General features: G+C 38.4%; 15 protein-coding genes and 1 other annotated feature (1 of these 16 only partly in view). Of the genes, 12 read left to right on the top strand and 3 right to left on the bottom strand.

Annotated elements, in window-relative coordinates:
* Positions 1 to 222, bottom strand: a binding site (T-box leader) (it extends 16 nt beyond the left edge of the window).
* A 141-nt stretch (positions 223 to 363) separates the two neighbouring features.
* The 7 genes from EJF36_RS20425 (at position 364) to ptsP (ending at position 8,125) form a co-directional block, all read left to right on the top strand.
* Positions 364 to 1,080, top strand: a complete 717-nt coding sequence (locus EJF36_RS20425) for a 3-ketoacyl-ACP reductase (protein WP_125908068.1) — start codon at positions 364 to 366, stop codon at positions 1,078 to 1,080.
* 461 nt (positions 1,081 to 1,541) lie between these two features.
* A complete protein-coding gene (locus tag EJF36_RS20420; RefSeq protein WP_125908067.1) occupies positions 1,542 to 2,039 on the top strand; it encodes a PTS sugar transporter subunit IIA in 498 nt (165 codons plus the stop codon).
* 27 nt (positions 2,040 to 2,066) lie between these two features.
* Positions 2,067 to 3,470: a PTS system trehalose-specific EIIBC component gene (gene treP / locus EJF36_RS20415; protein ID WP_125908066.1), complete on the top strand. Its 1,404-nt coding sequence runs from the start codon at positions 2,067 to 2,069 to the stop codon at positions 3,468 to 3,470.
* A gap of 151 nt (positions 3,471 to 3,621) precedes the next feature.
* Positions 3,622 to 5,301, top strand: a complete 1,680-nt coding sequence (treC, locus tag EJF36_RS20410; RefSeq protein ID WP_125908065.1) for an alpha,alpha-phosphotrehalase — start codon at positions 3,622 to 3,624, stop codon at positions 5,299 to 5,301.
* 102 nt (positions 5,302 to 5,403) lie between these two features.
* Positions 5,404 to 6,120 carry a trehalose operon repressor gene (gene treR / locus EJF36_RS20405; protein WP_125908064.1) on the top strand — a complete coding sequence of 239 codons (717 nt, stop codon included), beginning with the start codon at positions 5,404 to 5,406 and terminating at the stop codon, positions 6,118 to 6,120.
* Between the two features lie 29 nt (positions 6,121 to 6,149).
* On the top strand, positions 6,150 to 6,416 hold the full coding sequence (locus EJF36_RS20400; protein WP_260471960.1) for a phosphocarrier protein HPr: 267 nt from the start codon (positions 6,150 to 6,152) through the stop codon (positions 6,414 to 6,416).
* On the top strand, positions 6,416 to 8,125 hold the full coding sequence (ptsP, locus tag EJF36_RS20395) for a phosphoenolpyruvate--protein phosphotransferase (RefSeq protein WP_125908063.1): 1,710 nt from the start codon (positions 6,416 to 6,418) through the stop codon (positions 8,123 to 8,125). The genes EJF36_RS20400 and ptsP overlap by 1 nt, the downstream gene beginning before the upstream one ends.
* A gap of 589 nt (positions 8,126 to 8,714) precedes the next feature.
* On the opposite strand, the gene EJF36_RS20390 is transcribed toward ptsP, so the two are convergent.
* Positions 8,715 to 8,894 carry a hypothetical protein gene (locus EJF36_RS20390; RefSeq protein WP_125908062.1) on the bottom strand — a complete coding sequence of 60 codons (180 nt, stop codon included), beginning with the start codon at positions 8,892 to 8,894 and terminating at the stop codon, positions 8,715 to 8,717.
* 188 nt (positions 8,895 to 9,082) lie between these two features.
* Here EJF36_RS20390 and EJF36_RS20385 point away from each other — a divergent pair, with 188 nt between their 5' ends.
* Positions 9,083 to 10,120, top strand: coding sequence for a LacI family DNA-binding transcriptional regulator (locus EJF36_RS20385; protein ID WP_125908061.1), 1,038 nt, complete (start codon positions 9,083 to 9,085; stop codon positions 10,118 to 10,120).
* 31 nt (positions 10,121 to 10,151) lie between these two features.
* Here EJF36_RS20385 and EJF36_RS20380 read toward each other — a convergent pair whose 3' ends face one another.
* Entirely contained in the window at positions 10,152 to 11,321 is a 1,170-nt protein-coding gene (locus EJF36_RS20380) for an MFS transporter (RefSeq protein ID WP_125908060.1), read from the bottom strand.
* A gap of 14 nt (positions 11,322 to 11,335) precedes the next feature.
* Entirely contained in the window at positions 11,336 to 12,511 is a 1,176-nt protein-coding gene (locus tag EJF36_RS20375) for an ROK family transcriptional regulator (RefSeq protein WP_185806989.1), read from the bottom strand.
* Positions 12,512 to 12,701: 190 nt separating this feature from the next.
* Here EJF36_RS20375 and EJF36_RS20370 point away from each other — a divergent pair, with 190 nt between their 5' ends.
* From EJF36_RS20370 to mgrA, 4 genes are all read left to right on the top strand, one after another.
* A complete protein-coding gene (locus EJF36_RS20370; protein ID WP_125908058.1) occupies positions 12,702 to 13,685 on the top strand; it encodes an aldo/keto reductase in 984 nt (327 codons plus the stop codon).
* A gap of 66 nt (positions 13,686 to 13,751) precedes the next feature.
* Positions 13,752 to 14,687, top strand: a complete 936-nt coding sequence (locus tag EJF36_RS20365; protein WP_125908057.1) for an aldo/keto reductase — start codon at positions 13,752 to 13,754, stop codon at positions 14,685 to 14,687.
* A gap of 14 nt (positions 14,688 to 14,701) precedes the next feature.
* Positions 14,702 to 15,397 (top strand): SDR family NAD(P)-dependent oxidoreductase, encoded by a 696-nt coding sequence (locus tag EJF36_RS20360; protein ID WP_221760726.1) that lies wholly within the window; start codon positions 14,702 to 14,704, stop codon positions 15,395 to 15,397.
* 12 nt (positions 15,398 to 15,409) lie between these two features.
* Positions 15,410 to 16,417, top strand: a complete 1,008-nt coding sequence (gene mgrA / locus EJF36_RS20355; RefSeq protein ID WP_125908055.1) for an L-glyceraldehyde 3-phosphate reductase — start codon at positions 15,410 to 15,412, stop codon at positions 16,415 to 16,417.
* Positions 16,418 to 16,437 lie beyond the last annotated feature (20 nt).

Genomic DNA, 16,437 nt, shown 5'->3' with positions numbered 1-16,437 from the left:
ACTCGTGATACCACCCTAATTCTATAGACACCTATAGCACTTAGCAGCGTACATTAATACGCGTTCCTTGTAACGGAGGACAGGCCGGTAAGCACTTACTACTATTTCAGCACAACATCTCAGAGGTGATTTTTCTGTATTGCTTTGAACACCGACTCTCAGCATATATCGGTTCTCTTTAGATCAATATCAATACGTACTTTGTCTCGTCGTAGATTTTTAATTATGAATATAAAAATACCAGCAATATAATGCTATGTCAATATATTGTTTGAAAATTTTATATAATCTAAAATAAAGGGCCGGTTTACAAATTTGCTTGTGTATGCACTGTTAATTATACTCTAAGTTGAGGTGATACATATGGAAAATATACAAGGTAAGACAGCCTTCATAACAGGTGCAGGTAGAGGTATAGGAAAAGCTGTTGCGATTGCATTGGCTAATGAAGGTGTCAATGTAGGGTTATTAGGAAGAACGAAAGAACACTTGCAAAATGTTGCTGATGAACTTAAGGAAAAAGGAGTCAAAATTGCTGTTGCAACAGCCGATATCGCAAGTCGTGAAGAAGTGGATCATGCAACAGGCATGTTAAAGCAAGAACTAGGTGCCTGTGATATTCTCATCAATAATGCGGGGATTGCTAAGTTTGGAGGCTTCCTAGAATTAGACCCGAATGAGTGGGAACAAATCATTCAAGTTAATTTGCTAGGTGCTTATTATGTTACGAGAGCGGTACTGCCAGATATGATTGCTATGAAATCAGGTGACATTATCAATGTTTCATCAACAGCTGGACAAAAGGGTGCACCAGTGACGAGTGCTTATAGTGCTTCGAAATTTGGTTTACTAGGTTTAACAGAATCCTTAGCGATGGAAGTTCGAAAACATAATATCCGAGTCACTGCTTTAACGCCGAGTACGGTTGCCACTGACTTAGCTGTAGAAAACAAGTTAACAGATGGCAATCCTGAAAAAGTTATGCAGCCGGAGGATTTAGCTGAATTCATGATTGCACAGTTAAAGCTACACCCACGGATATTTATAAAATCAGCAGGTTTATGGTCAACAAATCCGTAGACAAGGAAGAGTACTATCTGAATAAGATAGTGCTCGTTTTTTTATGGATAGGAAAGTATAAGTTTTTTTACCTAGATTTGTGTCTAGCTTCAGCGCCTAGCTCCTCTAGGCCTTAAGCTGCCCCCCTCCGGAGGGAGACCCTTCCTGCGGGCCGATGTAAATAATTTCATCTCAAGACGATTTCGGTGGTATGTTTCCCGTCATTACACTCACAACACATGTGTGTTTAAAAAAGCTATAAAGGGGTACTGCTTTTCGTAGGAAAACCTTTTGAAAATATGGATAAATGACATCACGAATACAAAATATAAATTGGAAGAAATTTAATTCATACTTTTTTAAAGAAATTTTAGTTGTCTAACTTGTATATACAAGTTAAAATATATCTTACACTTGTATATACATATTGCGTTGGATGATTTAAAAATAACAAATGAAAGCGATTTTAGGAGGGGTTTAATATGCTTAAAAAATTATTCGGGAAAGAATCAAAACCAACGGAAGAATCAATTAAGGCGATAGCAACAGGAAAGATGGTTGCGATTGAGGAAGTACCGGACCCAACTTTTTCGAAAAAAATGATGGGTGATGGTATTGCGATTGATCCTACTGAAGGGAAAGCAGTTGCACCGGTAGATGGCGAAGTTGTTCAAGTTTTTCCAACAAAACATGCTGTTGGGATCAAAGGAAAAACGGGTCTTGAAATTCTCATTCATATTGGTTTAGAAACAGTTTCTATGAACGGAGAGGGCTTTACTGCTCATGTGAAAGCAGGAGACAAGGTAAAAGCGGGCGATACGTTAGTTACATTTGATTTAGACCTTATTCGTGAAAAAGCAGCAAGTACCATTACACCGGTCGTTATTACAAATGGTGACATGGTTGAAGCGTTTAATAAACTATCTGTTACAGACACGGTTGCCGGGCAAACAGAAGTTATTCATGTAACTACTAAATAAATATAAAAAATAGGAGGAGCAACTTAGATGGATTTACGTAAGCAAGCGGAGCTAATCGTTGAGGCGATTGGCGGAAAAGACAATATCGTGGCCGCAACACATTGTGTAACACGGCTACGTTTTGCATTAAAAGATGAAGCACAAGTTGATACAAACACGTTAGAAAATTTAGATGTTGTAAAAGGGTCCTTTTCTACAAATGGACAGTTTCAGGTTGTCATTGGACAAGGAACGGTAGATAAAGTCTACAAAGAGCTTGTTGCAATAACTGGCATCGGTGAAGCATCAAAGGATGATGTGAAGGCAGCTTCTGCAGAAAAGCTAAATCCGCTACAAAAAGGTATTAAAACGTTAGCGGATATTTTCTTCCCTATTTTACCAGCCATTGTAACAGCAGGTCTCTTAATGGGTATTAATAACATCTTAACGGGCCCTGGCATTTTTGATGAAAAACCTTTAATTGAACTGTATCCGCAATGGACAGATATTGCTAGCATTATTAACTTAATTGCGAATACAGCATTCGTGTTTTTACCTGGTCTAATTGGTTGGTCAGCTGTTAAGAAGTTTGGCGGTAATCCATTGCTAGGTATTGTCCTAGGTTTAATGCTTGTTCACCCTGACTTGTTAAATGCGTGGGCTTACGGGAATGCATTAAAAGAGGGTACGATTCCAACATGGAACTTATTTGGGTTAGAGGTTCAAAAGATTGGTTATCAAGGACAAGTACTTCCCGTTTTATTTGCATCATATGTTCTAGCTAAGCTTGAAATTTGGCTACGTAAAATTATACCAGATGCTATTCAGCTTTTATTTGTTGCACCGATTGCATTATTGATTACAGGTTTCTTGTCATTTATTGCGATTGGCCCAATTATGTTTGCAGCTGGTAATGCTATTACAAGCGCACTAGTAGCTGTATTTGATAACTTTGCAGCTCTAGGTGGTTTGATTTATGGTGGTATTTATGGACTACTTGTTGTGACAGGTATGCATCATACGTTCTTAGCTGTTGATATTCAATTAATTGGTAGCACGGGTACCACATTCTTATGGCCGATGCTAGCTCTATCTAATATTGCGCAAGGATCTGCAGCATTAGCGATGATGTTTGCTACTAAAGATACAAAATTAAAAGGTTTAGCTTTAACATCATGGATTTCAGCTTGGTTAGGGATTACTGAGCCAGCTATGTTTGGGGTGAATTTACGCTATAAATATCCATTTATTGCAGCATTGGTATCTTCTGCCATCGCCGGTTTATATATTATGACACAGAAGGTTCGTGCCCTATCTATTGGTGTTGGTGGTGTGCCAGGCTTCTTATCTATCCAAAAAGAAAACTGGGGAGCCTTCTTCATTGGAATGGCAATCGTTATAGTAGTTCCGTTTTTACTAACATTCTTTATGGCTAAACGAAAAAAAGCATAAACACTTGGTTCATAAACGACTTATCTAGGTAATTATGTTTATGACACTTGTCATGTAACCAATAAGCGAATAATAAAAAGCAATAGCAACCAAGCTAATCTAAGTTAGGTTGCTATTGCACTATAATAACTGAAATGGGTGGTGTGTTTATATGACGCAGCCATGGTGGAAAAAGGCAGTCGTATATCAAATATATCCAAAAAGCTTTAATGATACGACTGGAAATGGCGTTGGTGACATTCAAGGGATTATTGAAAAACTAGATTATTTACATAAGCTCGGCGTAGATGTATTGTGGTTAACGCCTATTTATAAATCTCCACAAAAAGATAACGGGTATGATATTAGCGATTATTTTAATATTCATGAAGAATATGGAACAATGGCAGATTTTGATGAATTGCTAGAAAAAGCACATCAACGCAATATTAAAATTGTCATGGATATAGTAGTCAATCATACATCAACGGAGCACGAGTGGTTCGTTGAATCTCGTAAATCTCAAGATAATAAGTATCGTGACTATTATATATGGAAAGATGGGGAAACTGAACAACCCCCAACCAATTGGGAGTCAAAATTTGGCGGCAATGCTTGGCAGCTTGATGAGGAGACAGGTCAATATTATTTACACTTATTTGACGTAACACAGGCTGACCTTAATTGGGAAAATGAACTGGTGCGCAAAGATTTGTACGATATGATGAAGTACTGGCTTGATAAAGGTATAGATGGTTTCCGTCTAGATGTTATTAATCTAATTTCTAAGGATCAGAGCTTCCCTAACGATGATAAAGGAGATGGACGTCGTTTTTACACAGACGGCCCTCGTATTCATGACTATCTACATGAGATGAATAATGAAGTATTCTCGAATTATGACATGATGACGGTTGGAGAAATGTCATCAACAACGATTGAGAATTGTATATTATATACGCAGCCAGATCGAAAGGAATTAAACATGACGTTTAATTTCCATCATTTAAAAGTGGATTATCCTGGCGGTGATAAATGGACAGTTGCTCCATTTAACTTTCATGAATTAAAGGAAATTTTATCTTCATGGCAGGAGGGTATGCAAAAAGGAAATGGTTGGATGGCTCTGTTTTGGTGTAATCATGACCAGCCTCGTGTCGTATCGCGCTTCGGTAATGATACGGAATATCATAAGGAATCGGCCAAGATGCTTGCAACAACGATTCATATGATGAGGGGAACACCTTATATATATCAAGGTGAAGAATTTGGAATGACAAATCCAAAGTATGAATCAATCGATCAATATCGTGACGTTGAGTCGTTAAATATGTATGAAATTTTACAAGAAAAAGGGAAGTCTGAGCAAGAGGTTCTTGACATATTAAAGAGTAAGTCACGTGATAACTCTCGTACCCCTATGCAATGGGATGCAACCGAGAATGCAGGTTTTACAAGTGGAACACCTTGGATCCCTGTATCAAACAATTTCAAAGATGTGAATGCTGAAGTAGCCATGCAGAATGAAGATTCGGTTTTTTATCATTATCAAAAATTGATACAACTCCGTAAAACGTATGATATCATTACCGATGGAGACTTCAAATTGATAGAGAAGGATCATGATGATGTATTTGCATACGTACGCTTAAAAGATAATGAGGCATTACTAGTAATAAATAACTTCTATGGTAATAAAACATCCTTTGTGTTGCCGCAAGAGTTAGATTTTAGTGGATATGAATCAGAAATATTGCTTTCCAATTATAGTGATTCACCTAGTGATTATGCAAATATGACGTTGCGTCCATATGAATCTGTTGTCTATCGTTTATCGAAATTGGCAAAGTGAGAAGGTGACATTTTGGTAGTAGTTTCAGGGCGCAACCTGAAGCCACTACCTTATAATGAAAAGCTTTTTTAGCCTTTTAATATATATGTTCGGTGGGAGAGTATGAGAAACAAATATGTGACGATTTATGAGGACTTGTGTCAGCAAATAAAAAATGGTCTACTTCCAGCAAACACGAAGCTACCATCCGAGAATGAGTTAGCAACGTGTTACAAAACATCAAGGGAGACAATACGGAAAGCGTTGCACTTGTTGTCTCAAAACGGATATATTCAAAAGATACAAGGAAAAGGATCTATCGTAATCGATGTAAGGAAATTTGATTTTCCCGTATCAGGTCTCGTGAGTTTCAAAGAATTGACAAACACTTTAGGTCAGACATCACGTACAATTGTTAATGAGATGTCTCTAGAGTATGCTAAAGAGCCTATGCTGTCTTTACTCAATGTAGGTAAAAAAGATTATGTTTGGAAGGTTATCCGAACGAGAGAAATAGCAGGAGAAAAAATTATTCTTGATAAGGATTACCTGCTTCAAAGCTCTGTACCTACCTTAACGAAAAGTGTTTGTGAAGATTCGATATACGATTATCTAGAGAATGAGCTCGGGTTACATATTAGCTTCGCCAAGAAAGAAATTACAGTGGAAGAGCCTACGACGGAGGATTTTGAGTTATTAGATATTACAGGCTATCACAACATTGTTGTCATCCGTAGCTTTGTTTATTTAGATGATGCAACGGTGTTTCAGTATACCGAATCGCGTCATCGACCAGATAAGTTTAAATTTGTCGATTTTGCCCGTCGAAATCCAACATAAATATTGTCTGTAAGGGAGATAAAAGAATAATGATTGAAAAGAGTTTTACAGTAACAAGTGAATCAGGTATCCATGCAAGACCAGCAACGAATCTTGTACAAGCAGCGACTCAATTTGATGCAGATGTTGAATTAGTACATAAAGAGCGTACGGTTAATCTGAAATCAATAATGGGTGTACTATCTCTAGGTATTACAAAAGGTGCCGTTATTACAATTAAAGTAAATGGTACTGATGAAGAAAAGGCTATGAGTACGATAGAAGATACGATTAGAAAAGAGGGGTTAGGAGAATAATGTCAATTACAATTAATGGGATTGGAGCCTCGACGGGCATCGCTATTGCTAAGGCATTTAGACTTGAGAATCCGGATTTAACAATTGAGCAAAAAACGATTACTGACATTGATGCAGAAGTAGCAAGACTTGATGCAGCTTTTGCAAAGGCAATGGATGAGCTTGAAGTTATTAAGCAAAAAACGCTTGAAACTTTAGGTGCAGACAAAGCCGAAATTTTTTCAGCGCATTTATTAGTGTTAGGTGATCCTGAACTAGTGAACCCAATTAAGGATAAAATCAAGCATGATAAAGCAAATGCAGAAGTAGCTCTTCAAGAGACAGCTACGATGTTTATTACTATGTTTGAGCAAATGGATAATGAGTATATGAAAGAGCGCGCTGCTGATATTCGCGATGTAACACGTAGAGTGCTTGCTCATTTGCTTGGTGTGAAGTTTGCAAATCCAGCTACTATTTCTGAAGAAGTGATAGTAATTGCTGAAGATTTGACACCGTCTGACACGGCTCAATTGAATAAGCAATATGTAAAAGGCTTTACAACTGATATAGGTGGTCGTACGTCACATTCTGCTATTATGGCGCGAAGTCTTGAAATTCCGGCTGTTGTTGGTACGAAAAAAGTAATGGTTGAAATTAAAGACGGTGACATGATTGTGCTTGATGGGACAGAAGGTACCGTTATTGTGAATCCGGATGAAGCAACAATCGCGGAGTATAAACAAAAACAAGAAGCATTTGCGAAAGAAAAGGAAGAAATGCAAAAGCTTGTAAACGAAGCGACGGTGTCTAAAGATGGAGTTCACGTAGAGCTTGCAGCAAACATTGGCACGCCTGATGATATAGAAGGTGTTGTGAAGAATGGTGCTGAAGCAGTCGGCTTGTATCGTACAGAATTTTTATATATGGGTCGCTCTGAGTTACCAACAGAAGACGAGCAGTTTGAAGCATACAAGGCTGTTTTAGAAGGTATGAATGAAAAGCCTGTTGTTGTACGCACGCTCGACATTGGTGGAGACAAAGAGCTTCCATATTTAGATCTACCTAAGGAAATGAATCCGTTTCTTGGGTTCCGTGCTATTCGTTTATGTTTAGAAGAAGAAGGTATTTTCCGTACACAGCTTCGTGCACTCTTGCGTGCAAGTGAGTATGGTCTGCTTAAAATTATGTTTCCAATGATTGCTACTCTTAAAGAATTCAGAGAAGCAAAAGCGATGCTACTAGAGGAAAAGGATAAGTTAGTAGCAGAAGGTGTGAAGGTATCGGATAACATTGAAATTGGTATCATGGTTGAAATACCGTCAACAGCTGTTATAGCTGATCAATTTGCCAAGGAAGTAGACTTCTTTAGCATTGGAACAAATGACTTAATTCAATATACAATGGCCGCGGATCGCATGAACGAACGCGTCGCATATTTGTATCAACCATATAATCCAGCAATTCTTCGATTAGTTAAAATGGTCATTGATGCGGCACATAAAGAAGGTAAGTGGGCTGGCATGTGTGGAGAAATGGCAGGGGACGCAAAAGCAATTCCGTTACTGCTTGGGTTAGGCCTTGATGAATTTAGTATGAGTGCCTCATCTATTCTGCCAGCACGTACGCAAATCCGTGACTTATCAAAAGCAGATATGCAACAATTAGCTGAAAAAGCATTAAACTGCAGTACCGTTGATGAAGTGTTAGAGCTAGTAGATTTAATTTAAATGGTAAGAGCGTAGGTGTTTGAATTCCCTACGCTCTTTTTTTAGGTGGAAATTTCTTTTGTCTCTGAAGTATGGTTACAGTATTAATTCCCAATGCAATTACTATCAATGTAAAAAAAGAGAGGGACTCATTTTATCAACCGCCAGGTCTATTAGGCTTAGGCGGCGGCATATGTGATTTTGTGGAATGAGAATAGCAATATCCATTGGTAGCACTAGTTGACATGTGTTATACTCTTGGTACATAAGAAGCTCGTCCTTTCTATAATGTTGTTGTGGTGATTACATTATATCAAGAAAGACGCGCTTCTTGTTTTTTTATGCTTACTTTTCAGCCTAGTATATCATGTTTCGTACCTTGTTGATTGTAGCGGAATGCGCTCGACTCCTGCGGGATTGTAGTGGCAAGCGTGAGACCCCACAAGGCGCAGCCTGAGGAGGCTCACGGCCACCCCGCGGAAAGCGAGCGCAATGGAGTGAAAATCAACGCCACTGTTTTTTTTTTAAAAAAATGCCCCAAAAACGTAAGTTTTGGGACACCCTCCTAAAGTGTACTTTATTATATTTGTACTTTTCTCGAAATATACATTCATGTCCGTTCAGGAGCATCGCCAAATATTATTTCGTCTGCTTTATCCTCTGCTTCACCTTCTGTATAGACTTCAAACTCCTCGAGCATAGCATTTGTAATTTGTTCAATTTCCCTACGACTGTAACCTAGTTTACTCATAGCGATGGTGGTATAAGCTAATGCCTGTGTTTTTTCCATTATGAGTGCCTCCTTTTGGATACCTTTTTCTATTAGTATGACCGTAGTAGTGGGTAAATATAAAATTGGAAGTGGCATTAATAACGTTTATTGACAATCATACGTGAGTCAATGGTATGATTAATGATGTGCATGATGATATTTAATAATACCATCATGTTTAACGTTACAGTATAGAAGGGATAGCCATGAAATTAACGATCCGAGATATCGCCAAGATGGCAGGTGTTTCACCAGCCACTGTTTCTAAAATTATTAACAACTATGGTGGGATTAGTGAAAAAACAACGAAGCAAGTGATGAAGATAATTGAAGAAACAGGGTACCAGCCAACATTTTCTGCAAAATCATTAGCTACTAAAAAGTCAAACTTAATAGGCTTGATTTTTTCGGGAAAAGTAAATGTGGAATTTAATCACCCTTTCTTTAATGAAGTTCTAAACGCTTTTAAAAAAACCATGGGCGACCTAGGGTACGATATATTAATGTTTTCTAATGAGCAGTTATCTAAAACGAGTGACAATTATTTAGCTCGGGCTCGACATTTTCATTTAGATGGTTGTTTAATTATTGCAGGTGAAGAGATTGAGTCAGCTGTCTATGAACTAGATCAAAGTGAAATTCCTTGTGTGGGGATTGATTTGAAATTGTCTGGTTCTAAGTCAAGTTATGTGATGACAGATAATACTAAATTGTCTTTTCAAGTGGTGGAGCACTTCTATTTGAATGGGGTGCGAGATATAGGCTATATAGGTGGAAAAGAGGGTTCCTTCATAGCGAGTATTCGTAAAGAGGGTTTTATGAAGGCTATGAAACAATTCGGTCTACCTGTGTACGATGAATGGGTATATTACGGTGATTTTACAGAGCAAAGTGGCTATGATGCTATGAAATATTTGTTAGCTAACAAGCCTTATCCGAAAGCAGTGTTTGCTGCTTCAGACATGATGGCGTTAGGGGCTATTCGCGCTATTAAAGGAGAGGGATTGAAGGTACCTGAAGATATACGAGTTATTGGTTGTGATGACATCGAGGCTTGTAGATATAGTGACCCTAAGCTTTCAACTGTAAGACAGGATAAAGTAAAAATGGGGAAGCTTGCGGGATATATTTTAAACGACTTAATAAACAATGAAGTAAAGTGTAAATATATTTATGTCGATTCGGAACTAGTTATTCGCGAATCGTGTGGTGTGAAGATATTACAAGAAAAAAGTCACGAATAATCGTGACTTTTTTTCGTGCATTTTCATACTACTAATGTGCTAATACATTTTCCTTTTTCTGCTCTGTCTTGTAAGAGAAAGCATACAAGGCTAAAGAACCAATCAACGTCATAATGCCTAAAACAACATACAAAGTGGAGCCACCATAAACATCTAAAATCATACCTCCCGCTAATGAACCTATGATGCCAGAAAAACCGAAGAAGAACATTATAAAGAGTAAATGCCCTGTTGCGATATAGTCCCTTGGCACTAAACGGCTGACATATTCAAACGCACAGGAAAAAAAGATTCCAAATGATAAGCCGTGCATGAATTGGAACATAATGATGAAAGATGGGTCGTTTGCTATGCTAAATAAAAACCAGCGTACAGTGTAAACCAAGGAGGCTACAACAATTAATGTCGTTAGATTAAACCTATCAATCCAGTGGCGACTCGTAGCAAAAATAATAGCTTCCGATAGAACGGCAATAAACCAAGCAAGCCCAATAAGTTGCTCGTTCCCGCCTAACGACTCTATATAAATACCTAAATAACTATCGTTCGTACGGTGTGTAATTGTTATAAAAAGCATGATACCTAAAAATACAACTAATCTACGATTTTTAAACAGCTTAAATGTATCTATAACGGTAACGGGATTTTTTGACAAACTAACATCTGTTACTTTTAAACATAGCAAGAACGCGATAGATAAAAGACCAATAAACACGTAGCCAACATTGGCAATCCCGATAAACCCTAATATAACGCCGCCAATTAATGATGCAGTAGCAAAACCGAGTGAACCAAAGGAACGAATGCTGCCAAATTTCTTATTAGAAATGGTGGCAGTCGTCTGTGTTAAGCTATCTCCTAACGCGCCGAGTGGACTCATAAAGGCAAAGAAAAACAAGCCGACTAGCAGAAATAGTGCAAATGTATGCATTTGGAACATGATTGTTCCAAAAACGATCGTACCTAATAAACTTATCAGCAATAGCTTTTTAACAGTTTTATACTTATCACTTAAAAAACCTGCAATGGGTTGTGTAATCATAGAGATCATTGGCCCAATGGCTAGAAGCCAACCAATTTGCGCACCTGATAATCCTTCAGATTTAAAATAAACAGGTAAAAAGCTAATAATGATGGTGACTGAGGCATGAAAAAAGAACAAAAAGATTCGTAATGAGTTTACTTGACCTGTATAAGGCATAAAAAAATCCCTTCTTACTTTATAATATTGAGTGTGGTGCGACAAAATGTTTCTATTGCTTGCAAACTTCCACCTAAACAAGTAGCATCATTGTTTAAATGAGAAAAAGAAATATGAAATCTTCTTCGGTGATAAACAAGTGCACGTGTCTCCATTTCACGATAAATCGCTGGTTCAATCCATTTTGATAGTTTATTTAAGCTACTTCCAATAACGATTGATTCGGGATTGAATATATTAACTAAGTTTGAGAGCCCGATTCCAAAGTACTCGCCCATTTCTTTAAATAGCTCAATAACGTGATAATCGCCTTTGTTGGCTAAATGAACTAGGTCATCAATCCCGAGGTTTTCCGAATTAAGCCGGTTAGAAGCTTTATGAAGTGCTTTTTCGGATGCATACAGCTCCCAACAACCTTTATTGCCACAACTACATAAAGCTCCATCAGGTACAATTGTCATGTGTCCCACTTCACCTGAAAATCCAAAGCTACCTTTATATAATTGTCCATTTATAATGATACCAGCACCGATTCCTACCCCAACACTCACATACAAAAAGTTATTCGTATGAGGGATTTTCCCAAAAGTGTATTCAGCGATGGCGCCAAAATTACTATCGTTATCGACTATTACGGGAATATTGAACTCATCCGCAAGTATAGTTTGGATGTCTACGTCTTTCCAATTCAAATTAGGAGCATGTAAGATAAAACCATCGCAATCCACAATACCAGGTACACCAATGGAAATGCCTACGACACCATATAATGAGGGGGGAGTTGCTTCTAGTAATGTGTAAATAGTCTTTTTTACTATGTTAATGATCGTTTGTTTGGACATGTGCTCCTGCTCATAGGTAATTATTTCTTTCTGAACTACTTTGCCTTTAAAATCAACAAGAAGACCTTGGACATAGCCAACTTTAACATCTACCCCTATTGAATAGGCGCATTGTTGGTTGAACACAATAATAACAGGCTTTCGACCACCACTTGATGCGCCTGGGCCCATTTCGTACACGAGCCCTTTATTAATAAGCTCTTGTACAATCGTCGATACAGTTGCTTTTGTAAGGCCTAAGTGCTTAGCAATTTCAACTCGTGAGACAGGACTATTATCTTTAATATAATGAAAAACAAGGCTTATATTCATTCTTTTAACTGTGTGTTGTTCAGTTGTATGTACCATATATAACCTCACTTTGTTCAGTTGTTGAACTAACTGCATTTACACATTATCTTACATAAATGCTAATAGTTCAATGGATAATTTAGGATTACTAATAAATTATTCAGCAGTTTGTTTAACGGGTAGAAAAAGATGTTTTTCCATGCTATCATTTAGTAAACCGGTTTCTTAAGATAAGGAGGAGAACGCTTTGTTATATAGACAATTAGGAAATACTGATTTAAAGGTTAGTGAAATTAGCTTCGGGACATGGGCTATTGGTGGTTCGTGGGGATCAGTCAATGACGAGGAATCTCTACGTGCTCTGCAAGTTGCGATAGATCAAGGCGTTAACTTTTTTGATACAGCAGATGTATACGGCGGAGGACATAGCGAAGAGCTACTTGCAAAAGCCACGAAAGGGCTAGAAGACAAAATACATATAGCTACGAAATTTTGTCGTGCAGGGGATATTTATGACCATGCCACGTACTCAGAAGAGCAAGTTCGTGCCTTTTGCGAAGCAAGCCTAAAAAGGTTGAATCGTGAAGCGATTGATTTGTACCAAATTCACTGTCCTCCATTAGAAATACTGAAAGATGGACGAGTGTTTGAAGTACTAGATAAATTAAAGCAAGAAGGTAAAATTCGTCATTATGGCGTGAGTGTAGAAACGGTTGAGGAAGGCCTGTTTTGCGTAGAGAATACTAGTGTAAGTGCACTCCAGGTTATTTTCAATTTGTTTAGGCAGAAGCCATTACATGAATTATTGCCACAAGCAAAATCTTCTGGTGTTGGTATTCTAGTCCGTTTACCACTAGCTAGTGGTCTGTTAACTGGTAAATTTACTAAAGATACAAAGTTTGAAGCAGATGATCATCGTAATTTTAACCGAGATGGTGAGTCGTTTAATGTCGGCGAAACATTTGCTGGTATACCGTTTGAAACCGGTGTGGAATTGGCAAATCAGTTGAGCTGGATTAAAGAAGGACGTATCTCGATGGCTCACGCTGCCTTACGCTGGTTGTTAGACCAAGAGGAGATTAGCTGTGTCATTCCTGGATTTAAAAATGTACAACAAGTGAAAGCAAACCTGGAGGCGGGAGATGTTCCGTCGTTTACACAGGAAGAACTAAAGCGACTAGCTGACTTTTATGAAACAGATATCGCAAAGCACATTAGAGGCGCTTATTAATTACGATTATCATTTTAGTAAAATCAATTTCTCGTTTGTAAAATTTGCGAGTAAAGAGGTGCATAGATGAAAACAAGAACACTCGGTGATACAGGTATACACGTATCTGAGGTTGGCTTTGGAGCCTGGCAGCTCGGAAATGACAAAGATTGGTCTGCCATGACAGAGACGGAAGCGATGCATCTAGTGCACGCAGCCCTATCAGAAGGGTGTAATTTTTTTGATACAGCCCCTAATTATGGCTCTGGGAATAGTGAGACATTACTAGGAAAAGCGTTGAAAGGAAAAAGAGATCAAGTTGTCATTAATACTAAGTTTGGTCATCATGCAGATGGGACTTTAAATTTTGATGTGAATGCTCTGCGCTACTCGGTGGAAGGTAGTCTAAGAAGACTACAAACAGATTATGTCGACACCATCCTTTTGCACAACCCACCTTATGAGTTATTAAATGGAGATAGTCCGCACTATGAAGTGCTAGAGCAGTTAAAAGCAGAAGGTAAAATACGAGCATATGGTGCTTCTGTCGACTCTAGCAAGGACATGTTACAGTTAATAGAGACGACTAATAGCAAAGTAATTGAAGTACTGTTTAATATAATGCATCAAGAGACTACCCAAGCCTTTAATAAAGCTAAAGAAAAAGGTGTAGGGTTAATAGCTAAGGTTCCGCTCGACTCAGGGTGGTTATCTGGTAAGTATGATGCTGGTAGTGTATTTCATGATATTCGCAGTAGATGGACGGATGCGGATAAAGTACGGAGGACGGCGTTAATTCAACAAATAAAAGAATTAACGCATTATGAGCCAAAGTTAAATCGAACAGCACTGCGCTTCATCTTAGCTCATGAAGAGATTTCGACTGTGATTCCAGGCGTAAAAAATCTCAGTCAGTTGCAGGAAAATATGGCTGCTGCGTCAGAACGTATGCCTCAAGAATTGGTAGAAAAATTACACGAATTTTGGAGAGAACATATAGAGAAACAACCACTACCGTGGTAAAGGAGAGTATGTCATTGAAACGTTTAGAAGGAAAAATAGCATTAGTCACAGGATCAAGTCGTGGAATAGGGCAGCAAATTGCGATTGGCCTAGCGCGAGAAGGCTGTGACGTCATTATTCATGGGCGCAAAAAGGAAAATACTAATAAAACAAAAGAATTATTAACCGAATATGGTGTCAAAGTGGACGTGGTAGAAGGTGATTTGACACAAGAACAAGTCATTAAAGATATAGTTAGCTATATTACGAGTACATATGGCAAGCTTGATATTTTATATAATAATGCTGCAATTCAGGGGAAACAAAAACCGATATGGGAATTCACGAAAGAAGATTTTGAACATGAGTTTGAAAATAACTTTTATCCTCTCGTTCGCTTATGTCAGGCATTCGCACCAATGATGCAGGAGCGTGGGTATGGTCGTATCATCAACTTGTCTTCAGGTATAAAAAACGAACCGAATCTGTCCCCGTACGGTACTTCAAAAGCAATGGTGGACAAGTTTACGGAAGATTTAGCAGCAGCGTTAAACGGATCAGGAGTGCTTGTAAATGCCTTGGATCCAGGCTGGCTAAAAACAGATTTAGGCGGACCGCATGCTTGGCACGAGGTAGAATCGGTGTTGCCAGGTGCTATTGAATTAGCACTTTATGATAATGATGGGCCTAATGGCCAATGGATAAGTGCACAGGATTTTCATTCCAAATAGGAGGATATAATAATGACTTACCAAGCTAGCAATACACGTTATGAAAACATGGTTTATAATCGCTGTGGCCGCAAAGGGTTAAAGCTTCCTGCTATCTCGTTAGGATTATGGCACAACTTTGGCACAAAAACGCCATATGATACGGCTAAAGAGATGGTACTTCGTTCATTCGATTTAGGAATAACTCACTTTGATTTGGCAAACAATTACGGACCTCCTGCAGGATCTGCTGAAGAAACGTTTGGAAAAATAGTGAAGGAAAATTTACAAAGCTACCGTGATGAGCTTATTATCTCTACGAAGGCTGGCTATTATATGTGGGAAGGACCATACGGTGACTTAGGGTCCCGTAAGTACTTACTTGCAAGCCTTGACCAAAGCTTAGGACGTCTAGGTCTAGATTATGTGGATATATTTTATTCGCACAGACCAGATCCAGATACGGATATTGAAGAAACGATGGTAGCACTTGATTCAGCCGTACGCCAAGGAAAAGCGTTGTATGTAGGAATTTCGAATTACAATGCTGAGCAAACAGAGGCTGCCCTAAAGGTTCTTCGCGAATTAAGAACGCCAACTGTGTTGCATCAACCTTCCTACTCCATGTTAAATCGTTGGATTGAAGACGATGGGTTATTAGATGTAACAGGTGAACATGGTATTGGCACAATCGTGTTCTCTCCACTAGCGCAAGGATTATTATCGGGGCGTTACTTAGACGGTATTCCTGCTGATTCTCGTGCAGCCAGTGAAAGTGTATTTTTAGAAACCAAAGCAATTAATGAGAAAAAAGTAGCTGTCCTGCGCCAACTAAATGATGTAGCGGCAAACCGAGGTCAATCGTTAGCACAGCTAGCATTAGCATGGGTGTTACGTGATGAACGTGTAACATCAGCTCTTATAGGAGCAAGCCGTGTGTCTCAAATAGAAGAAAACGTGAAAACAGTTGAAAACTTAGGTTTTACAGCTGATGAATTACAACAGATTGAAGCTATATTGGCAGAGTTTCCTAAAGCATAGAATATGAGTTTGAGAGTGCG

This window comes from Bacillus sp. HMF5848, assembly GCF_003944835.1.
Classification (GTDB): domain Bacteria; phylum Bacillota; class Bacilli; order Bacillales; family HMF5848; genus HMF5848.
This window is presented reverse-complemented; position numbering and strand designations above follow the sequence as displayed.